General features: G+C 71.8%; 18 protein-coding genes, 1 other RNA gene and 3 pseudogenes. 8 read left to right on the top strand and 14 right to left on the bottom strand.

All coding sequences use genetic code 11. From position 1 onward, the window contains the following. Positions 1-54: 54 nt before the first annotated feature. The gene (locus RLT59_RS28200; protein WP_311305978.1) at positions 55-435 is read left to right on the top strand and encodes an ArsR/SmtB family transcription factor; all 381 of its coding nucleotides are present in this window, start codon (positions 55-57) and stop codon (positions 433-435) included. A gap of 142 nt (positions 436-577) precedes the next feature. Next, on the top strand, positions 578-844 hold the full coding sequence (locus tag RLT59_RS28195; RefSeq protein WP_311305977.1) for a hypothetical protein: 267 nt from the start codon (positions 578-580) through the stop codon (positions 842-844). A gap of 33 nt (positions 845-877) precedes the next feature. On the opposite strand, the gene RLT59_RS28190 is transcribed toward RLT59_RS28195, so the two are convergent. Continuing rightward, the gene (locus tag RLT59_RS28190) at positions 878-1,870 is read right to left on the bottom strand and encodes a non-homologous end joining protein Ku (RefSeq protein ID WP_311305976.1); all 993 of its coding nucleotides are present in this window, start codon (positions 1,868-1,870) and stop codon (positions 878-880) included. Positions 1,871-2,066: 196 nt separating this feature from the next. Continuing rightward, complete coding sequence (locus RLT59_RS28185; protein ID WP_311305975.1) at positions 2,067-3,071, bottom strand: YdcF family protein; 1,005 nt, start codon at positions 3,069-3,071, stop codon at positions 2,067-2,069. Positions 3,072-3,481: 410 nt separating this feature from the next. Between RLT59_RS28185 and RLT59_RS28180 the strand changes: the two genes are divergently transcribed. Then, entirely contained in the window at positions 3,482-5,167 is a 1,686-nt protein-coding gene (locus RLT59_RS28180; RefSeq protein ID WP_311305974.1) for a hypothetical protein, read from the top strand. A gap of 56 nt (positions 5,168-5,223) precedes the next feature. On the opposite strand, the gene RLT59_RS28175 is transcribed toward RLT59_RS28180, so the two are convergent. Then, a complete protein-coding gene (locus RLT59_RS28175) occupies positions 5,224-7,722 on the bottom strand; it encodes a hypothetical protein (RefSeq protein ID WP_311305973.1) in 2,499 nt (832 codons plus the stop codon). A gap of 161 nt (positions 7,723-7,883) precedes the next feature. Here RLT59_RS28175 and RLT59_RS28170 point away from each other — a divergent pair, with 161 nt between their 5' ends. Continuing rightward, positions 7,884-8,243, top strand: coding sequence for a hypothetical protein (locus RLT59_RS28170; RefSeq protein WP_311305972.1), 360 nt, complete (start codon positions 7,884-7,886; stop codon positions 8,241-8,243). Positions 8,244-8,309: 66 nt separating this feature from the next. Here the strand turns inward: RLT59_RS28170 and rnpB are convergent. The 4 genes and pseudogenes from rnpB to RLT59_RS28150 form a co-directional block, all read right to left on the bottom strand. Further along, positions 8,310-8,711: RNase P RNA component class A (rnpB, locus tag RLT59_RS28165), an RNA gene on the bottom strand. Positions 8,712-8,755: 44 nt separating this feature from the next. Further along, a pseudogene (locus RLT59_RS28160) lies at positions 8,756-9,031 on the bottom strand (Uma2 family endonuclease); the annotation flags it as partial. Between the two features lie 48 nt (positions 9,032-9,079). Further along, positions 9,080-9,610, bottom strand: coding sequence for a TetR/AcrR family transcriptional regulator (locus RLT59_RS28155; RefSeq protein WP_311305971.1), 531 nt, complete (start codon positions 9,608-9,610; stop codon positions 9,080-9,082). 111 nt (positions 9,611-9,721) lie between these two features. Further along, a pseudogene (locus tag RLT59_RS28150) lies at positions 9,722-11,145 on the bottom strand (RNB domain-containing ribonuclease). A gap of 273 nt (positions 11,146-11,418) precedes the next feature. Between RLT59_RS28150 and yaaA the strand changes: the two are divergent. Together yaaA and eda are read left to right on the top strand one after the other, a co-directional pair. After that, on the top strand, positions 11,419-12,219 hold the full coding sequence (gene yaaA, locus RLT59_RS28145) for a peroxide stress protein YaaA (RefSeq protein WP_311305970.1): 801 nt from the start codon (positions 11,419-11,421) through the stop codon (positions 12,217-12,219). Positions 12,220-12,374: 155 nt separating this feature from the next. Next, positions 12,375-12,995: a bifunctional 4-hydroxy-2-oxoglutarate aldolase/2-dehydro-3-deoxy-phosphogluconate aldolase gene (gene eda, locus RLT59_RS28140; protein WP_311305969.1), complete on the top strand. Its 621-nt coding sequence runs from the start codon at positions 12,375-12,377 to the stop codon at positions 12,993-12,995. 313 nt (positions 12,996-13,308) lie between these two features. On the opposite strand, the gene RLT59_RS28135 is transcribed toward eda, so the two are convergent. The 4 genes and pseudogenes from RLT59_RS28135 to RLT59_RS28120 form a co-directional block, all read right to left on the bottom strand. Beyond that, a complete protein-coding gene (locus RLT59_RS28135; protein WP_311305968.1) occupies positions 13,309-14,580 on the bottom strand; it encodes a bifunctional RNase H/acid phosphatase in 1,272 nt (423 codons plus the stop codon). Then, entirely contained in the window at positions 14,580-15,323 is a 744-nt protein-coding gene (locus RLT59_RS28130; RefSeq protein ID WP_311307891.1) for a zinc ribbon domain-containing protein, read from the bottom strand. The genes RLT59_RS28135 and RLT59_RS28130 overlap by 1 nt, the downstream gene beginning before the upstream one ends. Beyond that, positions 15,320-16,156 carry a Nif3-like dinuclear metal center hexameric protein gene (locus RLT59_RS28125; RefSeq protein ID WP_311305967.1) on the bottom strand — a complete coding sequence of 279 codons (837 nt, stop codon included), beginning with the start codon at positions 16,154-16,156 and terminating at the stop codon, positions 15,320-15,322. Before RLT59_RS28125 ends, RLT59_RS28130 begins: the two co-directional genes overlap by 4 nt. 85 nt (positions 16,157-16,241) lie before the next feature. Next, positions 16,242-17,284: pseudogene (locus tag RLT59_RS28120) on the bottom strand (ABC transporter substrate-binding protein). A gap of 197 nt (positions 17,285-17,481) precedes the next feature. Here RLT59_RS28120 and RLT59_RS28115 point away from each other — a divergent pair. Beyond that, positions 17,482-18,891 (top strand): hypothetical protein, encoded by a 1,410-nt coding sequence (locus RLT59_RS28115; RefSeq protein WP_311305966.1) that lies wholly within the window; start codon positions 17,482-17,484, stop codon positions 18,889-18,891. A 137-nt stretch (positions 18,892-19,028) separates the two neighbouring features. Continuing rightward, positions 19,029-19,202 (top strand): hypothetical protein, encoded by a 174-nt coding sequence (locus RLT59_RS28110; RefSeq protein WP_311305965.1) that lies wholly within the window; start codon positions 19,029-19,031, stop codon positions 19,200-19,202. 56 nt (positions 19,203-19,258) lie between these two features. Here RLT59_RS28110 and RLT59_RS28105 read toward each other — a convergent pair whose 3' ends face one another. The 3 genes from RLT59_RS28105 to RLT59_RS28095 all read right to left on the bottom strand — a co-directional run bounded on the left by RLT59_RS28105 (position 19,259) and on the right by RLT59_RS28095 (position 22,290). Further along, positions 19,259-20,200 carry a 3-oxoacyl-ACP reductase gene (locus RLT59_RS28105; protein ID WP_311305964.1) on the bottom strand — a complete coding sequence of 314 codons (942 nt, stop codon included), beginning with the start codon at positions 20,198-20,200 and terminating at the stop codon, positions 19,259-19,261. 49 nt (positions 20,201-20,249) lie between these two features. After that, positions 20,250-21,326, bottom strand: a complete 1,077-nt coding sequence (locus tag RLT59_RS28100; RefSeq protein ID WP_311305963.1) for a Zn-dependent alcohol dehydrogenase — start codon at positions 21,324-21,326, stop codon at positions 20,250-20,252. Positions 21,327-21,417: 91 nt separating this feature from the next. Continuing rightward, a complete protein-coding gene (locus RLT59_RS28095) occupies positions 21,418-22,290 on the bottom strand; it encodes an enoyl-CoA hydratase ChsH3 (protein WP_311305962.1) in 873 nt (290 codons plus the stop codon). Positions 22,291-22,514: the final 224 nt, after the last annotated feature.

Raw genomic sequence — 22,514 nt, 5'->3', positions numbered from 1 at the left:
GCGCTGGAGTGCGCGTATCCGATCGAGTGGGAACTGACCCTGGACGGACGCCCGTTGCACCTGATCCCGTCGTTCTTCTGCACTTACTGGCCGGTGACGCTGGCGGACCCCGGGCTGCCGCCGGTCCTGGTGCTCCCGCTGGCTCCCGCGCCGGGCTGGCTCGACCCCGGCCGCCCGCCGTCCGGCACGCTCGACTCACTGGGCCGGCTGCTCGGCCACACCCGCGCGCAGGTGCTCGACATCCTGGACCGGCCCATGTCGACCGGCGGGATCGCGGCCGAGCTGTTCCTCGCCCCGGCGAGCGCGAGCCGGCACGCGGCGGTGCTGCGCGAGGCGGGCCTGATCAGCTCGCACCGCCGGCGTCACCAGGTGCTGCACCGGCGCACCTCGCTGGGCGAGGCCCTGCTGAACGGCGAGCCGGGCACGGCGGCGTGAACACGCGCGAACCCGACCGCCGCCCACGTACCTGCTCCCGCCGCTCGCCCCCGGGCAGCTGGAGGAGTACATCCGGCTCGACCTGAGGGAGTACTGGCTCCCGGCCACCGACAAGCCGCACCTCTGGCTCCAGGACATCTGGGTGGGCCTCGGCCCGCTGGTCCTGGCCCGCGCCACGGTCACGCTGCGCGACGGGCGGCTGATCACGAAGGGCGAGGCGCTGACCGAGCTGCCGGCCCTCGGCGCCCCCGCGGACCTGGTCCACGACATCCACGAGCGCAGGTACGCGGACCCCGTACCGCTCAGCGAGGCGGAACGCGTCCGACGGAGCGAGCAGGCACGCGCCTTCGTCCGGCACGGCATCCTGAACACGCTCTCGACGGGTACGGAGACGACGGAGGAGGCCTGAGCCCCGGCTGCCCCGGCGTGCCGGGGCAGCCGGTCAGGACGCGCTGCGCTTCTCCTCCGCGCTCTTCCCGGCCGTCGCCTTCTTCACGTGGGACCGCTTCGCGGCGGTCTTCTTCGCCGTCGTCGACTTCTTGGCCGTAGACTTCTCGGCCGCTGTCTTCCTCGCCGCCGTCTTCTTCGCCGGGGCCTTCCCGCGCGACCGCATCGGGTGCACCGTGGCGTCCGCGGCATCGCCTTCGTCGGCGCCCCGGCTCTCCTTCGCGGCCTCCACGGAGGCGTTCAGGGCGGCCATCAGGTCCATGACCTTCCCGGATTCCCGCTCCGTGTCCTCGGCCGGCTCCGGAGCCTCCTTGCCCTCGGACTTCGCCTCGATGAGCTGCTCCAGGGCCTCTCGGTAGCGGTCCCGGAAGCCGGAGATGTCGTCGGCGGCCATGGTCTCGGTGAGCTGGACGGCCTGCTCGATCTCGTTCTCGTCCAGCTCCACGTCCTTCGGCGCGAGGGACTCCGGGCTGCGGATCTCGTCGGGCCAGTGCAGGACGTGGAGCACGATCGCCTCTTCGCGGACCTGGAGCATGCCGAGTCGCTCGCGGCCGTGCCAGGCGAATTTGGCGACGGCGACCTTCTCGGAGCGCCCAAGCGCCTGCCGGAGCAGGGTGTACGGCTTCGCGGCGACCTGGCCGCCGGTCGCCAGGTAGTACGAGTCGGCGATCCGGACCGGGTCGATGCTGTCCGCGTCGACGAACGAGACGATCTCGATCGCCTTCGCGGTCGGCAGCGGCATCTGGTCGAGTTCCTCGTCGGTGATCGGGACGGTCTCGTCCTTCGTGATCTCGTAACCCTTGCCGATCTCGTCCTGCGCCAGCTCCTCGCCGTCGAGGTCGCACACCTTGCGGGTCCGCACCCGGCCCATGTCCGACAGGTGGAACTGATGGAAGTGGATCGCGTGGTCCTCGCTCGCGCTGATCACCTTGACCGGGATCGTGACCAGCCCGAAGCTGATCGCTCCGGTCCACAGGGGTCGCGGCATGCACACCTCCAGGCCCATGGCGGGTGCGGCCGGTCGACCGCCGCGCCGGGTGAACGCCCGGACGGCGCCGGCCGGGCCACCGCCGCCCGCACCTCGATCCTGACCCCGACCGGTCGTGATCGCACGCCGGACAGGCGCGACGGCCCGGGGAGGCGGGCGGCCGGACCCGTCCCCGGCCGCATCCGGCGGGCCCCGATCAGCTGAGCAGCCAAATGCACGCCCCGCCCAGGACGAGGAGCAGGCAGACGGCCAGGTTGGTGCGCCAGTACGTCAGGAAGATGGCGACGAACTCGCGGATCATCGCGCTGGGCCAGAAGTACGCGGCAGTGGGTGACCCGACGACGTGGCCCCTGACCCCCGCCCGGCGTGCGGTCACCGCGGCGCGGAAGACGTGGTAGTTGTTCGTGACCACGACACACCGGTAGTCGGGACGGGCCTTCTCCATGATCGATTTGCTGTACCGCAGGTTCTGCTCGGTCGTCGTCGAGCGGTCCTCGCGCTCTATCAGGGCGGCCGGGAATCCGCGCTCGATCAGGTACTCGGCCATCGCGTGTGACTCCGGCAGGCTCTCGTCGGGCCCCTGACCGCCTGAGGCGAGAAGGACGGGCTGCCTGCCGTGAGCCGACAGCCTCGTGTGGACGGCGCGGGCCCGCTCAAGCCGGCCGGCCAGCAGCGGCGACACCGTGGTGCCGTTGATGAGACCGGCACCGAGCACCACCACGTAGTCGGCCTTGCGGTGGATGTGGAGGCGGCCGTAGAGAAACGCGTAGACGACGAAGCAGACGAACAGGAAGGCGATGTAGCCGGCCAGGGCGAGCACGGTACCTGTCACCACCACCAGGGTGACGTTCTCCAGGATCAGGGCGGTGATCATCAGCGCGAGAAGGACCACCAGGGCAAGCCCTGTCAGCAGGGACAGGAGGTTGGCGGGGCTCCTGCCCTCCTTGCGCACCATCGTCACGCCGTTGGAGATCAGGAACCACGACAGGATGGCGATGCCCACCGCCACGAGGAGGACGAGCACGATGCCGATCTCCCTGCCCGCGGCCGGTTGCGACCGGGCCGGCCCGGCGAGCCAGGCGGCCGCGGCGAAGGTGAGCGACAGTCCCAGGAGGACGGCGTTGCTGAAACGCCGGCGCTCGCGGAGCGTGCCGACACAGAAGGCGACGAAGATCAGGACTGCCGGAACGTAGGCCACCATGCGCACATGCTAGGCGGAGGGCCGCGGGCACCTCCGAGGAGGCCGGATCATGCCGCTCCCGCCGGGCGGAGGCGGCCCGGCTCGCGGCGGTACCTGGCGCAGGGGCGCGAGACGCGGCCATCCCGTGTGGCCCCGGCATGGAGTCGTACCCCTGAGCTCCGGCGCCGATACGTACGCCGTGGGCGGCATGATTCGTTACGGTGTGACGAGTTCACACGTCCTGCCAGCCTTCACGAAGCCTCTGGAAAGATTGCCAACCGGCTTGAAATGCCATAAGAGCACCATGACCGCGAGCCGCGAGCCGCGAGCCGCGAGCCGCGAGCCGCGAGCCGCGAGCCGCGAGCCGGTGACCGAGTGTCGTCCTGGGTTCGCTGAAGGCGGCGGCCTTGTTCGGTAGACAGCCACTTCGCGTGCCGGTCGGGCAGGACGCGCACCGCTGGAGCACATTCCACGGCGAACGGACCCTGGTCGTAGCCGCCCGTACGGTCACCTCGACCGTTCGCGTCCTCGAAACGCTTCCAGCGCTTCTTCGCGGCGACACCCGCGTGAGCGTGGTCTTCGCCTACGACCACACCTCCGCGTTCAACGCCGGCGTCCTCGACCTTCTCCACACTGCCGGATGCCGAGTCGCTCCCTGGGAGCAACTGGCGGAGATGACCCCCGATCTCATCCTCTCCGCCAGCGAGAACGTCGACGTACCGGAGGGCGACTGCCCGGTGCTGGTGCTGCCCCACGGCGTCGGCTTCCAGAAGTTCGTGCCCGATTCACGCAGTGCCCGCGAAAGGCTTTCCGGAGTCGTACCGGACTCCCTGCTGGAGAGCGGACGTGCCTGGCTCGCCGTCTCGCACCCCGCGCAGGAAGAGCAGTTGCTCGCCACCCACCCGAAGGCGTCCGGCCGCACACTGCTGGTCGGTGACCCCTGCTTCGACGAGTTGATCGGCAGCCGGGCGCGGAGAAAGGCGTACAGGGAGGCGCTGGGCGTCTCGGACCATCAGCGCCTGGTCATGGTCAGTTCCACCTGGGGGCCGACCTCCCTGCTGGGGAGTGAGCCGGACCTGCTCCCCCGCCTCCTGTCGCAACTGCCGTGCGACGAGGCACGCGTCGGCGCGATCGTCCATCCCAATGTGTGGGCGGCCCACGGAGCCTGGCAGCTCCGCACCGTGCAGGCCGCCGCTCTGGACGCGGGGCTGCTGCTCATGCCCGCCATCCACGCCTGGCGGCCCGCGCTCGTCGCCGCGGACGTCCTGGTGGGGGATCACGGTTCGGTAACGCTGTACGGGGCGGCGGCTGGTACACCGCTGCTGCTCGCCGCGTTCGGCGGCGACGCGGTGCCCGGAACGGCCGTCCACGACCTGGCGGCCGTCGCGCCCCGGCTCGATCCACGCGGGGACCTGCGCCAACAGGTGGAGGATGTCGTACGCGCGCACACGCCTGACCGGTACGCGGCAGTCGCGGCGCGGGCCTTCTCCGAGCCGGGACACGCCCTGGCCCGGCTCCGCACCGCCCTCTACCACCTGCTGAAGCTCCCGGAACCGTTTTCCCCGCCCCCGGCACCCCTGCTGCTGCCCGACCCGGATCCGCCCCTCGCCCCCATCACCTCGTGGCAGGTGACCACCGGCGTCACCGGGAACAGCGCGGCGCCGGCCATCAGCGTGCACCGCATCCCGGCGGCCGTCACCGCGTACGGCAGGACACCTCCGGACTCCGCCACCCTCTTCACGCATCTGGCCTGCGCGGACGACGAGCGCGACCCCCGGCTGGCCGAAAGCGCCTCGGTGATCGTCCGACGCCAGGCCGCCCCCACCCCGCTCGGGGCGCTGCGCTGGACCGAGGACACACTCGCTCAGCTGCCCGGGAGTCTTCTCGCCGCGTCCGCGATCCGCGGGGGCGGCTGTCTGGTCGGGCTCAGGGACGGCAGGTTCGTGGAGACGGCGTCCACCGGCCCGGCACCGGATCCGGGGCTGCACGCCGCAGTCGTGTACGCCTGTCTGCGCGCGGGGCTTCCGCTGGACGACGCCCGGGTAACGCTGCGGATCGGTGACATGCGGGACGAGGACGTCATCCTCCGCCTCCGCCCCGTTCTGCCGAACGCGTGACCGCACGGACGAACGGGTGACCGCACGGCCCGCGCCGAAACCCGGGGGTCAGCGGCTCAGTCGTCGAGACCGTTCAGCCGCTGCCGCAGTTCCTCCGCCAGGCGGTGGTTGCCGCGCGCCTCGTACATGCCTACGGCCCTGCTCAGGCACTCACGTACCAACTCCTCATGGCCACCGGCCTGTTCGGCGACGTCGGCGAGCTGAACCCGGGCCTGGGCCTCGTACTGCATGCCGTCCGCCATCCCGGCAAGCGCCCCGACCGCCTCCCGCAGGTCCTGGAGCGCTTGCGCGGTGTCACCGAGATGACCGTGCACGACACCGAGGGCGGCCTTCACCCGGGCCGCCATCCGCAGGTCGGGCTCCGCACGGTTCTGCAGTTCCTGCTGCGCCCGGCGCAACAGGACCATGGCCTCCGCGTGATCGCCCCGGACATCCAGCGCGCACCCCAGGAAGAACGTGGCGAGCGCGGCTCCGCGCGTCTCTCCGGCTCGCTCGTTCAGTTCGAGAGAGCGCCGATACACCGCCGCCGCTCCGGACGGGTCGACGACGTCCAGGTAACGGCCGAAGAATTCCTGTACGGACGCCCGCAGGGCAAGGCGCTCGGTCGTCTCGGCCAGGGCGACGGCCCGCTCCAGGTGCTCTCGCGCACGGTCGTTCTCACGGAGGTCGAGCAACGGGCGCGACAGCAGGCCGCGCAGTCGGGCCTCGCCCGCCGTGGCCTCCTCGATCTCCGCTGCTGTTTCCGCCGAGGAGGCCGCTGCCGCGGCAGCCTCGATGCCGAGCTCCAGCGTCTCTGTCCAGGCCCTGAGATAGCGGTGGTACAGGAACAGCACCGAGAACGTCTCGGCCAGCTGCCAGGCCAGGGTGTACAGCTCGTGCCGGACGGCCTGGCGCAGTACCGCGAGGATGGCGGAGCGCTCGGTGTCCAGCCATTCCAGCGGCGGTGGCCCGCCGGGCGCGGCAAAGGGGTCATCGGCGTTCCGCAGCAGGGCGGAGAGGTTCGCGATCCGCAGGCGCTCCCTGCGCAGTGCCCGGTCGGCGAACGCGGTCAGCACGAGATAGTGCGTGCCCACCCGCTCCGTCAGTGCCGCCTCCTCGGTCTCCGGCTCCTCCTCGACCGCACGCTCCCGGGCGTACAGACGGACCAGGTCGTGTACGCGGTAACGGCCGTCGCCGACGGCCTCCACCAGACTTGCCTTCGCCAGCACCCGCAGCAGGCGCTTCGCGCTGCCCGTGTCGATGTCCGCGGCGACCGCGGCCACGCCGGCATCGAAGGTGCCGAACGTCAGCCATCCGATCATCCGGAAGAGCCGAGCGGCATCCGACGGCAGCAGACGGTAGGAGGGACCCAGCGCAGCGGACACAGAAGACTCCTCGCCATCCAGTGACAGTCCGGCCAGACGACTGGCCTCGTCGTCCAGTTCGGCGGCCACTTCCGCCAGGTTCAGACCGCCTTCGGTGACCAGCGCGGCCACGACCTGCAGGGCCACGGGCAGCCCGCCGCACAGCTGGACCAGGCGCTCCGCGGCGCCCCTTTCGGCCTCGACCGCCTCCGCGCCACACCGGTCCTTGAGCAGTTCCAGCCCGCCGTGGGCGTCCAGCGGCTTGACCGGGATGAACCGGGCAGCGCCCTGGACCGCCAGCTCACCGATCCGGCCACTGCTCGTGGCCAGTACGGCGCTGCCCGGCCCCTTGGGAATGAGCGCACGGACCTGTGCGGCCTGGTTGACGCCGTCGAGAACGAGGAGGATACGCAGGCCGGCTGTCCGCGAGCGGAACAGATTGGTCCGCTCCGGGAGCGAGTCCGGGATGCCGATGCCGTCTTCTTCCGGCAGGGCCCTCAGGCACATGGCCAGGGCCTCCGACACGTCCCCGCCGGGGCCTGTCATCGGAGTGGCCTGGTCGCGCAGGGCCGCGAAGTCCACATACAACTGCCCGTCCGGAAAACGCGCCTTGGTCCTCTCCGCGCACCGCCAGGCCATGGCCTTCCTGCCCACTCCAGGAATCCCGAAGAGCACATCAACACTGACGGAGCGGGAATCCAGCGTGCCGAAACCCGCTTCCAGCGCAGCGAGTTCGGCTGTCCGATTGCTGAACGGTTCTGCGGAAGGCGGAACTTGATCGGGCTTGGCCCGACGCCCCGATGCGGACGGTGCCGGTGGAACGTGGAAATGGATCTCACCGTGGACAGGTGAATTCTGCAGAATCAGACCATGGTTCACCCCGCCGCTGACCAAGTTGACGAAGGCGCGCGACTCGTCCGGCGCAAGCACGGACAGCAGCCGGGCCAATTCCTCCGCGGCGCCCGGGTCCTCCTGGAAGATCGCCTCCAGCCGCTGTCTCAGACGCGCCTGGACCTGCGCCTGGGCATCGACGTCACCCGCCGCCCGTCCCCTGACCAATTCCTCACGCATCACCGGCAGTTCTTCTTCGGGAGCCCCGCCGGAACCGCGTCGCCGCAGAAACCCCGCCAGACCGCTCCGCGCCCGCTCTAACGCCTCCGATGCCAACACCTCGGCCACCATCGTCGCCGCCGACGCGGCAAGAACCGCCAATTCAACTCCCACGAAGCCCCCTCGGCCACCCAGCCCCACAAAGCGTTCGGGAACTACCGTAGAGAGATCTGGGACGCTTGGACAGCCAGGCTCACCGCGTATCCCCTGTCCGCTCCCGATCCCGCCTGAGCTGCGCGCTCCCGGATGGGAGACTCCTCCGCATGAAAGAAGTGCGCTGCGAGCGATGCGACAACATCATCGGCATGGGCTGCGCCTGCCCTCCTGATGGCAGCGTGCCCAAGGCACGCCCGGAGGAGAGGCGCGTCCGGCAGGAGTGGCGGCAGTTCCCCGGCAACGCCATCTTGATCAAGAAGAGTGGAAAAGCGCACATCCCGGGCGCTTGCGATCACATGACAGAAGACGAGGTGCGGCCCCCGAACTGGGGCTGGATTCTCGACCCGCCCGCCGGAGACTGGGGCCGTATCAGCGAAGGCAGCCCGGCCATCGCCACTGGGGGAAACGCGCGGCTGCGGGCGACGAGGCGGTGCATGACGTGCATGGCCGCCCTCGGCCGCTGGTGATCTGCGGGGCCTGCTGCTGATCTGCGGGCCTGCTGCGCTGCTCCCCGGCGAAACCGCTGGTAGCGGCAGACGAGTCGGGCTGTACGCCGGGTTCTGTCTCCCGGTCGCCTCGCGGCGGCCGGGGAGACGGCCATCCATCTAGGACCGGCATTGCTGCCGGTCTCGTGCGGTCTACCCGCGAACTCGGGCGGGCCGCCCTCGAACGTTCGCGCAGGGCCGTCTTGCGACGGCCCCTCTTGACCTTGCTCCGGGTGGGGTTTACCTAGCCGCCTGAGTCACCTCAGGCGCTGGTGGTCTCTTACACCACCGTTTCACCCTTACCGAGGACCGAAGTCCAAGGCGGTCTGTTTTCTGTGGCACTGTCCCGCGGGTCACCCCGGGTGGCCGTTAGCCATCACCCTGCCCTGTGGAGCCCGGACGTTCCTCGGGAGGATCCGAAGATCCTCACGCGGCCGCCCGCCCGGCTCGTCTGCCGTGGCGCCCATGCTACCTGTCCGGGACGGGCGGGCTGTTCAGAGGAACGCCTCGGTCTCCAGATCCAGCCCGAAGGGATCCGGAAGGCGGATGGCCTTGCCGAACGGGACGGTGCAGTGCTGCCGGTAGTCGTCCCCCTGCGGGTCGCTGAACAGCGTCACCGATGACTGTTCGCGATCGACCAGCAGGTAGAGGGGCACGGGCCCCCGGGCATAGCAGTGGCGCTTGCCGGTACGGTCGGCCGCCGGTTTGGACGAGGTGACCTCGACGACCAGCGCCACGCCCTCGCAGGGCATCCAGGGATCCGCCGTCCGTGAGATGGGGATGTTCCCCCGATCGTGGCACAGGACGTCGCGCCCGTGTCAGAGGCGGACCGAAGCGGCGAAGGCCGTGATCCCGGCCGTCCACGCCGCCTCGGCGTCGGAGCCCGTGGGGAAGCGGCCGTTCAGTTCCATCGCCACCATGCCGTGGGCGAAGGCCCAGGCCGCGCGGGCGCGGTCCGCGTCGTCCGCGAGGGCGCGGAACAGGGGGGCCGCGGCGCGTTCCTCCAGGTCCGGAGGGAGGGGGCGGCCGGTGGTGAGGCGGTAGAGGTGGGGGTGGGCGAGGGCGTGGGTGCGGTAGGCGGTGGCCAGCGCCGGGAAGGAGCCCGGCGCGGTGGACTCGGCCGATTCGAGGGCCTCTGCCGTCTCTCGCAACATCACGCCTGCCAGGGCGTTCACCACCGAGGACTTGTCCGGGAAGTGCTTGTAGAGCGAGGGCGCCGTGATGCCCACCCGGGCGGCGAGGCGGCGCATGGTGAGCGCCTCCGGGCCTTCCTGCTCCAGGAGCGTGCGCGCGGCGGTGACGATCTGGCCGGGGCGGTCGGTGGCGGGCGGGCCCTCGGGGTCGGTCACGCCGGTCCTTCGTTCGTGGGGCGGATTCGCGGAGGCGGATCCGTGGAGGCGGAGAGGTCGAAGGCGGAGAGGTCGAAGGCGCGATCGTACGAGACCGGGTTCGAGGCTCGCTCAGGCGGGTGCGAACAGCACCTTTGAAGTACCCGGGTCCGCCTGTGTGAGCCGTACCCGCAGCCGTTCCCCGAGAGGGAGGGCCGTGGTGCCGCCCTCGATCCGGCCGATGATGGCCGGGGCGTCGATGTGGATGGTGCCGGTGGTCGGTTCCTGCTCCTTCACGTCCACCACGTACCCGTCGAAGACCGCGCCGATCCGGTCCTTGAGCAGCGCGGCCTCGACCAGGTCCACGCACTCGCGTTCCACCGTGTTGGCCCGCCGGGTCCCCTCCGCCATCTCCTTCGGCAGGGCGGCCAGTACCCATTCGGGCGGCTCGCGGTCCCCGGCGGCGGCGACGCAGAGTTCGGCGGCGTACCGGTCGACGAGGCGGCGCAGTGGCGCGGTGCAGTGGGTGTAGAGGTCGGCGAGGGCGGCGTGGACTGCGGGGGTGGGCAGGTCGCCATGTTCGAAGACGGTGTATCCGGCGCCGCGCAGCAGGGTGGTGCAGTCCTGGAGGAAGGCTGCGTGGTCGGTCCTGCGTCGGTCCTGCGTGGGTCCAGCGAGCGGACGATCCGCGCGTACGGGACGTGGTGCGGCCAGTCGATGTGCAGGGCCTCGGCCGAGCGGCGGAGGCGGGCGACGGCGCCGTCCGGGGCGACCGGCAGCGTACGCAGGATGCCGGTTCCGGTCTCGGCCATCAGGTGGGCCGCGGCCGTGCCGGTGAGCAGGGAGATCTGGGCGTTCCAGCCGTCGGCGGGCAGCGGGGCGCGGTATTCGAGGCCGTAGCCGCCGTCCCGCTGGACGATCTCCTGCTCCGGCACGTGGAGGGAGATGCCGCCGCGGGCGACCTCCTGCTCCTCGCGGAGGGTGCCGATGTCCCTGAGCAGCGCGAGGGGCTCCTCCGCGGTGCCCGCGTCGATCCGCCGCTGCACGCCCGCGTAGTCGAGCTTGGCGCGGCTGCGTACGAGCGCCCGGCGCACCCGGGTGGCGACGGTGCGACCCTCGGCGTCGAGGTCGATCTCCCAGAGGACGGCGGGCCGGGTCCGGCCGGGGAGGAGGCTGGCGGCGCCCTCGGAGAGCGAGGTGGGGTGCAGCGGCACCTTGCCGTCGGGGAGGTAGAACGTCGTCACCCGGCGGTGGGCCTCGGCGTCGAGCGCGCCGCCGGGGCGGACGAAGGCGGCGACGTCGGCGATGGCGTAGTGCACGCGGTAGCCGTGGGCGCGGCGTTCGAGGTGCATCGCCTGGTCGAGGTCGGTGGAGGTGGGCGGGTCGATGGTGAGGAACGGCAGCTCCGTGGCGTCCTCGTGTCCGGCGACCGCCGGGTTTCCAGCGGCCTCGGCCGCTTCGGCGTGGACGTCGGGCGGGAAGTCGTCCGGGAGTCCGAGTTCGGTGCGCAGCCCGCTCAGGGCCGTCCGCAGCGGGGTGCCGGCTGCGCCGGTCAGGTGGAGGTGGCGGCGGGGCATGAGCCGAGCGTAGGACGGGGCGGGGCGGGGCGGGCGGCATCCCGGGCGAGGGAGGGCTCGGGAAGGGTGCGGGACGGGTCCGGGGAGGGCGTGCGAAGGGTCGCGTCCCGGGCGAGGGAAGGGCGTGGGCGGGACTGCCCGTACGCTGGCGCGAGGGGATCTCACGGACCCGGGCGACACCGCCGGGAGCCGTGGACCGGTCCGCACCGCCGGTCGCCGTCCCCCTTCCCGTTCGTACGAAGGAGAACCGCCGTGCTCGTGCTGTTGCCGCCCTCCGAAGGAAAGGCCCCCTCGGGGCGGGGAGCACCTCTGAAGCCGGAGTCGCTGTCGCTGCCGGGCCTGGCCGAGGCGCGGGCCGCGGTGCTGGATGCCCTCGTGGAGCTGTCCGTGGCGGACGAGGAGAAGGCCCGCGTGGTGCTGGGGCTGAGCGAGGGCCTGCGCGGCGAGATCGCGAAGAACGCCGAGCTGCGGACGGCCGGCACCCGCCCGGCCGGGGAGATCTACACCGGGGTGCTGTACGACGCGCTGGACCTGGCGTCCCTGGACACCGCCGCCCGCCGCCGGGCCGGGAAGTCGCTGCTGGTGTTCTCCGGGCTGTGGGGCGCGGTACGGGTGGGCGACCGGATTCCCCCGTACCGCTGCTCGATGGGGGTGAAGCTGCCGGGGCTCGGCGCGCTCGGGGCGTTCTGGCGCACGCCGATGGCGGAGGTCATGCCGGAGGCGGCCTGGGACGGCCTGGTGCTGGATCTGCGCTCGTCCGCGTACGCGGCGGCGTGGAAACCGAAGGGCGAGGTCGCGGAGCGCACGGCGAGTGTGCGGGTGCTGCACTCCCAGCTGGTCGACGGGGTGGAGAAGCGGTCGGTGGTCAGCCACTTCAACAAGGCCACGAAGGGCCGGATGGTCCGCGATCTCCTCCGGTCGGGCGCCGCGCCGAAGGGGCCCGCTGAGCTGGTGGGCGTCCTGCGTGATCTCGGCTACGTGGTGGAGGCCGAGGCGCCCGCGCGCGCCGGGCGGGCGTGGGAGCTCGATGTCGTGGTGACGGAGATCCACTGAGTCTGTGAACCCGCGAGCCTGCGGGCCCGCGCCCCGGCGAGCTCGTGGGCTCGTCGGGCTCGTCGGGCTCGCCGGGCTCGCCGGGCTCGCCGGGCTCGTTGCAACATACGCAACGCTCGTTGCGTGGAGTGCGGTCTTCGCGGCAGGATGAGGGCATGACCTCCTCCGTGCTGGACCTTGCCCCCGTCGTGCCCGTCGTCGTCCTGGAGGACGCCGCCGACGCGGTGCCGCTCGCCCGTGCCCTGGTCGCGGGTGGGCTCCCGGCGATCGAGGTGACGCTGCGGACCGCCGCCGCCCTGGACGCGATCAGGGCCATCGCGGCGGAGGTGCCGGACGCGGTGGTCGGCGCCGGCACGGTGATCTCGGCGCGGAACGTCTCCGACACCGTGGCCGCGGGCGCCCGGTTCCTGGTCAGCCCCGGCTGGACGGACGCCCTCCTGGACGCGATGAAGGCGTCGGGGGTGCCGTTCCTGCCGGGCGTCTCCACGACGTCCGAGGTGGTCGCGCTGCTGGAGCGCGGGGTCACCGAGATGAAGTTCTTCCCGGCGGAGGCCGCGGGCGGCACGGCCTATCTGAAGGCCCTCTCCGCCCCGCTCCCGCAGGCCCGGTTCTGCCCGACCGGCGGCATCTCGCTCGCCTCCGCACCGTCGTACCTCGCCCTGCCGAACGTCGGCTGCGTGGGCGGCAGCTGGATGGTGCCCGCCGACGCGGTGGCGGCCGGGGACTGGGCCCGGGTGGAGCGGCTCGCCGCGGAGGCGTCGGCGCTGCGCGGCTGACGGGCGAACGGCCGGGGGCAGGAGGCTGGAGGCGGGAAAAGGGCGGAACATTTGGCGCGATTTCGCGTGCATGCTCCCCGGCAGCCAGGGCACGAGACCTTCAGGGACACGTGACCCGGACTCCGGGTGACCCGGGTTCCGGCAGGCAATCCCCCAGCCCGCCGGAACCGCCTCGGCCCCACCGGCTTCCCCCCGCCGATGGGGCCGAGCGCTGTCCGGAAGGCCGAAGCCGTCCTGGTTGGTCCTAGGGCCTGTCTTCAAACTGCCGTCTGCCGGGCGACGACGGCAATTTGAAGACAGGCCCTAGTGGTCCTTACCGCAGGTGGGACGTGTCGTTCAGCAGCCGTACGGAGGCGTTGCCGTCCGCGTAGTACGCCACCGTCGACACGGACGCCGCCGAGAGCTCCATCCGGAACAGCGACTCGGGCGGGGCGCCGAGCGCCAGCCGGACCAGGGTCTTGATGGGCGTGACGTGCGTGACCGCGAGGACCGTGCGGCCGGCGTAGCGGCTGACGAGTCGGTCGCGGGTTGCGGCGACCCGGCGGGTGACCTCGGCGAAGCTCTCGCCGCCGCCGGTGGGGGCCGCCTTCGCGGAGGCCAGCCAGGCGTCCAGATCGGCGCCGTACCGCTCCTTGACCTCACCGAACGTCAGGCCCTCCCAGGCGCCGAAGTCCGTCTCGCGCAGCCCGTCCTCGATCCGGACCTCAAGGCCCAGCCGGGCCGCCACCGCTCCGGCTGTCTCGCGGCAGCGGCGCAGCGGGGAGCTGACGATCTCCTGCACGGTGCCTCGGGCGGCGAACGCCTCGGCCGCGTGCGCGGCCTGTTCGCGGCCGGTGGCGGAGAGCTCGGGGTCGGTGCCGCCGCTGCCGGAGAACCGCTTCTCGGGGGTGAGCGCGGTCTCGCCGTGCCGCAGCAGCACGAAGGTTGCGGGCGCGCCCAGGTCAGGGGCGCCCCAGCCGGTCTGCGGGGTGGCCGTTGCGGCGGGAGCGGGCCGGTTCAGCGCCGCCCTGGCCCTCGCCGCACCGGCCGCCGCGTCGCCCGGCGGACCGGAGACCGGCGGCAGGGTGGCGGCCGCCGAGGAGCGCGGGGTGTCGAGGGCGGCCGTCGAGGAGGACGGCTCCCACTGCCTGCCCCGCTTACCGGCGTCCATCGCCTCGTTCGCCAGCCGGTCCGCGTGCTTGTTCCGCTCGCGCGGGATCCACTCGTAGGTGACGGCGGACGCCGGGAGGATCCGGGCGGCCTCGGCCGCGAGGGGCTTCATGTCCGGGTGCTTGATCTTCCAGCGGCCCGACATCTGCTCCACGACCAGCTTGGAGTCCATCCGGACGTGCACCCGCACTCCGCCGCCGTCCGGCGCGTCCGGGCCCTCCGGGGCGTCCGGCACGAGGGCCTTCGCGGCCCGCAGACCGGCGATGAGGCCCTTGTACTCCGCGACGTTGTTCGTCGCGACGCCGATGTACTCGGCCGCCTCCGCGAGCGTCTCCCCCGTCACCGGGTCGATGACGACCGCGCCGTACCCGGCGGGCCCCGGGTTGCCCCGGGAGCCGCCGTCGGCCTCGATGACGAACTGGCGCGCAGGGGTCACTACAGACCCGAGTCCGCGGTGCGGACCAGGATGCGGTGGCAGTTCTCGCAGCGCAGCACCGTGTCGGGGGACGCGGCCTTCACGTCGTTGACCTCGGTGATGTTGAGCTCCAGGCGGCAGCCCTCGCAGCGGCGCTGGTAGAGGCGGGCGGCGCCCACCCCGCCCTGCTGGGCGCGGAGCTTGTCGTACAGCTTGAGCAGGTCCGCGGGGACGGAGGCGGCGACGAGCTCGCGCTCCTTGATGATCGTCGCGGTCTCCGCGTCGATCTCGTCCGTCGCGGCGTCCCGGCGGGCGGTCGCGTCATCGACCTTCGCCTGGACGGCGGCGACCCGGTCGGTCAGCTCCGCGACCCGCTCCTGGGCGGACTCCCGGCGCTCCATGACCTCAAGGACGACGTCCTCCAGGTCGCCCTGGCGCTTGGCCAGCGAGACGATCTCCCGCTGCAGGCTCTCCAGGTCCTTGGACGAGGTGACGCTGCCGGAGTCCATCCGCTGCTGGTCGCGGGCGGCGCGCTGGCGCACCTGGTCCACGTCCTGCTCGGCCTTGGTCTGCTCGCGGGCGGTGTCGCTCTCCTCGGTCGTGGAGGCGACGAGCAGGTCACGGAGTTGGGCGAGGTCGGTCGTGAGCGAATCGATCTCGGCGTGCTCGGGAAGGGTGTCGCGCTTGTGCGCGAGCTGGGAGAGGCGCTGGTCGAGGGCCTGGACGTCGAGGAGTCGGATCTGGTCGGCGGGCGCGGCGTTCAGTTGGGGGCTCCAGAAGAGTGGTGGGTGGTCCAGGGGTCGGTGACCTGCTTCGAGACATGGACCCGCAGGTCCCATCCGTGGCGGTCGGAAATCGCGTCGAGCTGTGCCGCGGCCTGTTCGCACCACGGCCATTCGGTGGCCCAGTGTGCGGCATCGACCAGGCCGAGTGACGAGTGCTGGACGGCCTCTGAGGCCGGGTGGTGGCGCAGGTCGGCGGTGAGGAAGGCGTCCACACCCGCCGCGCGCACCGCGTCGAAGAGGCTGTCGCCGGATCCGCCGCTCACCGCGACGGTGCGCACGAGGGCGTCCGGGTCGCCGGCCAGCCGGATGCCCTGCGCGGTGGCGGGCAGCCGGGCGGCGGCGCGGGCGGCGAACTCACCGAGGGTCTCGGGCCGGCCGAGCGTGCAGATCCGGCCGAGACCGCGACGGCCCGCGGCGTCGGTCGGGTCCGGTACGAGGGGCCGCTCGACGCGGAGGTCGAGGGCGCCGGCGAGGGCGTCGGAGACCCCGGGATCCGCGGAGTCGGCGTTGGTGTGGGCCACGTGCAACGCGATGTCGTGCTTGATCAGCGTGTGCACGACCCGGCCCTTGAAGGTGCCGGCCGCGACCGTCGTCGTTCCGCGCAGATAGAGCGGGTGGTGGGTGACGATCAGCTGGGCGCCGAGTTTCAGCGCCTCGTCCGCGATGTCCTGGACGGGGTCGACGGCGAAGAGCACCCGGTCGACCTCGGCGTCCGGATCGCCGCAGACGGTGCCGACCGCGTCCCATCCTTCGGCCCGCTCGGGCGGCCAGAGGGCGTCGAGCTCGGAGATGACTTCAGACAGACGGGGCACGGAGGAAAGGCTACCTGTCCGCCGTGCCCCGCAGTCCATGGCCGCCGCCCCCCGTACGGGCGGACCGGCGGCCGGTCATGAATCGTTACTTCACCAGGTCCGCGCGGAGGTCGTCGAGGACCAGGTTGGCGGCCGTGACGCCGAGGCCCAGGTACCAGGTCTCGTCGGAGACGTTCTTGGCCCGGCCCTCCTTGACCGCGGTGAGGTTCTTCCACAGCGGGTTGGACTGGGTGGTGTCGCGCCTGGTGGCCTTCGGAGAGCCGTACACACCGGTGAAGATCCAGTCGGCGTCGGCCTCGTCGATCTTCTCGGGGCTGATCTCCGCGGCCACCTCGTTGATCTGCTGGTTCTTGGGCCGCGGCAGGCCGGCGCCGTCGAGGATCGTGCCGATGAAGGAGGCCTTGGCGTAGAGGCGGATCTTGTCCGGCAGGTAGCGGACCATCGAGACGGTCGGCTTCTTCGGGCCGACGTCCTCGCCCAGCTTCTTCGCGTTGGCCTCGTAGGCGCCCAGCTCGGACTTGGCCTTGGCGGTCTTGTCCAGCGCCGCGGCGTTGAGGAGGTAGTTCTCCTTCCAGGTGAAGCCCGGACGGATGGAGAACACGGTCGGCGCGATCTTGGACAGCTCGTCGTACTTGTCGGCCGCGCACAACTGGCTGCCGAGGATCAGGTCGGGCTTGAGACCCGCGATCGCCTCAAGGTTGAGGTTGTTGATCGTGCCAACGTTCTTCGGGTTGCCCGCGTTCTTCTTCAGGTACGAGGGAGTGGCCGCGTCGCCCTCGGAGGGGGCGTAGCCGACCGGCTTCACGCCCAGCGAGACCACGTTGTCGAACTCGCCGACGTCGAGCACGACGACGCGCTTCGGGACGGCCTTCAGCTCGGTCTTGCCCATGGCGTGGGTGAGGGTGCGGGGGAACGTGCCCGCCGGGGCGTCGGTCCCGTACTCCGCCGTCTTCTTCGCCGCGTCCCCGAAGTCCTTGCCGCCCGTCGCGACCGCCGCCTTCTTCTCGCCACCGGCCTCGGACTTGCCGGAGCCGCCCGACGCGCCGTCGTCGCTTCCGTAGGCCCAGAGGGACAGGGCGGCGATACGACCAGACCGACAGCGACGGTGCCGCGGCGTCGGAGGGACATGACTTGCTCCAGTTGCGGGTTACACAGACAAGACTTAGGGCTGCCTGACCCTAGGCACGCCGTGACCGTGCAGCACATTTACTCCCTCCCTCTCAGGTGAATACGGGCATCGCCACCCATATGTGTGAAGTGGCAGGTCTCGTGTTGTTCGGCAGGAAGTGCGAAAACTAGCTTCGGTGGCCGGAGGTGACGAGTCGATGACTGCCTGTGCCATCGAGGACGGGACCGCGGCGGCGGTCGAAACCGGCGAATCGACGAAGACGGTGGAGACGGTGGAACCAGGGTCCGACGAACCGAACGGGGCCGCGGAGCCCCCGGATCCGGCGGCGGACGCGGCACTGAACGGTGCGGAGGGTGCCGCGGCGGAGGCGGCACCGAACGGTGCCCTGAGCGCTGCGGCGGACGCGGCGACGGAGGCGGCCTGCCCGCAAGTCGTGCCGGAGCGGCCGACTGCTGAAACGGTCCTGCCGACACCCGCGTTCACCATCACGGCGAACGGCGCGTACGCGGCGCGGCTCACGGCCGCTCGCCCCGCCCCCGGAAGCGAGGTCCCGGAAAGCGGCGACACGGCCTGGTTCCCGGAGCGCTGGACGCTGGACGGCCCCGAGCCGTACGCCGTGCCACTCCCCCTCAACCAGCCGGAGGACGCCGGCTCCCAGGTGCTGCCGCTGGCCGACGGGCGGGTGCTCCTCCGGCGCCGGGTCGCGGACGGGCACACCCTCTCGCTGCTCTACCCGACCGGCCCCGGTACCGGTGAACTGCTGCTGGGCGCGGTCGAGTGCGACGAGCTGACCCTGCTGCCGCCCTCACCGGACGGCTTCAGCGCGTACGCCCTGTCGACCGGCGAGTACTCCACCGGGCTCTGGCTGGTGGCGGGCGGTCCGAACGGGCCCGAGCAGATCGCGGAGCTGCCGGGGCGCTGCTCCGGCGGGGTCTGGCTGGACCGGGCGGGCAGGCTGCTGGCCCTGGACCGTGAACCGGCGGGGGGCGGTCCGGTGAAGGCGGTCGCGGTGGACCTGGGGCGGGGCGCCGAGATGACACCGCTGCTCCAGATCGCGCCGGACAGCGATGACCGGCTGCTGCTCGCGGACCCGGACAGCGGTCTCCTGCTGATCCGCTCGGACGCGCCGGGGCACGACCGGCTCGGCTGGGGGGTGCTGGGCAGCTGTCTGCCGGTGCGCTTCCCGGAGTGCCTGCGGCTGCCCGACGCCGCGGTGACGCCGTTCGCCGTGCAGCCGGGGCAGATGCTGATGCCGGAGAGCTGCGCGGTCGCCCTGCGGATCGACGGGGCGACGGGCAGCTGGCTGGGGGTCTGGCGGCCGGCCGGCCGTCGGCTGCACCAGCTCCCGGTGCCGGAGGGCTGGCTGGCGGGCAGCGGTGTCTGGTCCTGTGAGGGCGTACTCGCCCTTCCGTACGCCAACGCGGAGACGGCCTGCGCGGTGGCGCTCCTGACGGCACCGGCCGACGAGGAACCTGCTGCGGTACGGTCCCCTGCCGGATATCCGGAAAACGGTATGCAACCGTCCGGGGCCGTGGCGCCTCCTTCTGTGTGTAGGCCGGTTCCTCTGGGGCAGGCGCCACTCGTGGGGCGCACCAGCACTGGCTAGACCCACCGGTCTAAAGTTGGGCCGGGGGATCACGTATTCGCGCACCGCGGTTGCCGACGGTGACCGCTTCCCGGGTGGCGGTGGCGTGATGACCCCGGAGACAGAACGTAAGCGATCACAACGGGGTGACTTCCCACATGTCTGAAGCCCGAACCGACACGACCCAGACGCGTCCGCCGGGGGCGGGCGCGGGACGGGCCGAAGCCGGCGGCTCCGGAAAGCACCGAGGGGGTGTGGCGCCGGACGACTCGGCAGCACAGCCGCTCGGCCGCCACCGCCGCACCTCCGAAGGGGAGAGCAGGGCGGCCTGACCGCCGGAACACCAACGAGGGACACGGGAAACAGGAGAGCCCCCGCGGCCAACCGGTCAGCCGCGTTTCAGGCCGAGCACCTCCGCCGCCGCGAACGTCTCGTTCGGCGGGCGGTCCGCGTAGTACGGCGAGATCAGCTCGTCCAGCTCGTCGAAGGAGAACGTCTCCTTCGACGCGTCGAACTTCGCCGCCACCTTCGGCCGCTCCACGATCGCGACCATCCCGCCGTGCACCACCAGCAGCTGTCCGTTGACCTTGGCGGCCGCCGGGGAGGCCAGATAGCCGACGAGCGGCGAGACGTGCTCGGGGGCGAGCGCGTCCAGCCCGCCGTCCTGCGGTTCCTGGAAGCCCGCGAAGACGTCCTCGGTCATCCGGGTCCTGGCGCGCGGGCAGATGACGTTGGCGGTGACGCCGTACTTGGCCAGGGCCAGCGCGGTGGAGGTGGTCAGCCCGACGATGCCGCCCTTGGCCGCCGCGTAGTTGGGCTGGCCCGCCGAACCGGCCAGGAACGCCTCCGAGGAGGTGTTGACGATCCGGCCGTAGACCGGTCCGCCCGCCGCCTTGGACCGGGACCGCCAGTGCGCGGCGGCGAAATGCGTGGTGTTGAAGTGACCCTTGAGGTGGACCCGGATCACCGAGTCCCACTCGTCCTCACTCATCGAGAAGATCATCCGGTCGCGCAGGATGCCCGCGTTGTTGACCAGGATGTCGAGCTGCCCGTACGTCTCGACGGCCAGCTCGACCAGGGCGCGGGCCTGCTCGTGGCCGGACACGTCACCGAGGTGCGCGACCGCCCGCCCGCCGGCCGCCCGGATCTCCTGTGCCACCTGTTCCGCAGGGGCGGCGGACGCCTCGCCCGAGCCGTCGCGGCCCGGCTGCCCGTAGTCGTTGACGACGACGGCCGCGCCGAGCCGGGCCAGTTCCAGCGCTTCGGCGCGTCCGAGGCCTCGGCCGGCTCCGGTGACGATCGCGGACAGTCCGTCCAGGGGGAGTGACATCGGATCTCGGGGTCCTCTCGGGAGGGGGGCGGGGGCGGTACGTCGGTGGTCAGAGCTCGATGCAGGTACGCAGCGACTCGCCGGTCCGCATCTGGTCGAGGGCGTCGTTGATGCCGTCGAGCCGCACCCGGTGGGTGATCATCGATTCGAGGTCGATGCGGCCGGCCCGCCAGAGCGCGATGGCCCGCTCGTACGACCGGAGCACGTCCCCTCCCCCGTACATGGAGGGCAGGATGCGCTTCTCGTCGAAGAACAGCTCGAACATGTTGACCTGGAAGTTGTCGTCCATGGCGCCCGCGCCGACGACGCAGAGGGTGCCGCCGCGCCGGGTGTTCTCGTACGCGGTGCGGGCGGTGACCGACTTGCCGACGACCTCGAAGACGTAGTCGAAGCCCTCGCCCGCGGTGATCCGCTGCTTGGCGTCGCCGAACTCGTCGGGCGAGACCGCCTCCGTCGCGCCGAACCGCAGCGCGGCCTCGCGCCGGGAGGCCACCGGGTCCACGGCGACGATCTGGGCGGCGCCCTGCACCCTGGCGCCCTGGATCGCGGAGATGCCGACCCCGCCGCAGCCGATCACGGCCACCGACGAACCGGCTTCCACCTGGGCGGTGTTGATGGCGGCGCCGAGTCCGGTGGTGACGCCGCAGCCGATCAGGGCGGCGATCTCGAACGGCACGTCGTCGGGGATCGGGACCGCGCAGTCCGCGCCGACGACGGCCTCCTCGGTGAAGGTGCCGGTGCCCGCGAAGCCGAAGACGTCAACGCCGGGCCGTTTGAAGTTGGGGGTGCCCGCGTTCATGAATCCGGCCAGGCACAGGTGCGTCTGGCCGCGCTTGCAGGACGCGCAGGCGCCGCAGGCGGGCAGCCAGCAGACGAGTACCCGGTCCCCGGCGCTGAGCCCGGTCACCCCGTCACCGACGTCGAGCACCTCACCGGCGCCCTCGTGGCCTGGGACGAAGGGGGCGGGCTGCGGCAGCACCCCGTTCATCGCGGACAGGTCGGAGTGACACAGCCCGGTGGCCCGGATGCGGAGCCTGACCTTGCCGGGCCCGAAACCCACCGCCTCGACGTCGTCGAGGACTTCGAGTTTGTCCTGGCCGGTCTCGTGCAGTACGGCTGCGCGCATGGTGCGGCTCCCCTCGGGGTCGGTACGTGCGGGTACATAAAGGGTGCGTGTGGGCACATAAGGCGAGTGCGGGTTCGTGCGGGTTCGTGCTTCAGGAGTGTTCGACGAGCGTGTCCGCGAGGACGGGCGCGTCGTCGCGTTCGGCGGCGGTCACCTGGACCTGGACCCGGCCGTCACCGGCCCACATCCGGATGCGGAGGGTCTCGCCGGGGAAGACGATCCCGGCGAACCGGGTGCTGTACGAGGCGATGCGGGACACCTCGCCGTCCAGCAGGGTGTCGGCCACCGCCTTGAGCGTCATCCCGTAGGTGCAGAGCCCGTGCAGGATCGGCCGCTCGAAGCCGGCCAGCTTGGCGAACTCCGGGTCGGCGTGCAGCGGGTTCCAGTCACCGGAGAGCCGGTAGAGCAGCGCCTGGTCCGGCCTGACCGGCCGCTCCACCACCCGGTCCGGCTCGCGTTCCGGGAGGGCGAGCCGCTGCGAGGGGCCGCGCTCGCCGCCGAATCCGCCCTCGCCGCGCACGAAGATCTGTGCGTCGTTGGTCCACAGCGGGCCGTCGTCGTCGGCGGCCTCGGTACGCAGGACGAGGACGGCCGCCTTGCCCTTGTCGTACACGGCGGCAACCTTCGAGGTCTGAACGGCGTTGCCCCGCACCGGAATCGGCCGGTGCAGCCGTACGGACTGGCCGCCGTGCAGTACGGCGGCGAGGTCGACGTCGATCCCGGGCGCCGCGAGGCCGCCTGCCATCGCGAGACCGGCGCCCGCGACGGTGGCGAAGCTCGGCAGGACGTGCAGCCGGGACTCCAGCGTGTAACGCAGCTCGTCCGGATCGGTGGCGTCGTCCGGCCGGCCGGGGGCCGTACCCGCCCCGAGGCCCAGGTGGTAGAGCTGGACGTCCTTGCGGTCCCAGCTGATCGTGGTCGAGCGGGGTTCGGCGGCAACCGCCTCTGCGGCATCAATGGGCATGGGAGAGCTGCTCCTTGATGGTGGGAAGACCTCGGCGCGGCCTTCCGCACCGTCGGCCGCACCGAGGTCGTGCGGGACCGGAGGCCGCGCCCGTTCTAGAACGCGTTCTAGCCGGTGGCCCTATGTATAACGCAGCGCCCAGCAGTTGTGAAGACTGCTGACGCATCATCAGATCACCTTGTCCCGAAGCGATCCGGCCGGTCGCATCGCGGCCGTCCCGTCCC

The organism is Streptomyces sp. ITFR-6 (genome assembly GCF_031844725.1).
Lineage (GTDB): Bacteria > Actinomycetota > Actinomycetes > Streptomycetales > Streptomycetaceae > Streptomyces.
Note: the sequence above shows the minus strand (reverse complement) of the source record. Positions and strands in the feature narration are given on the sequence as shown.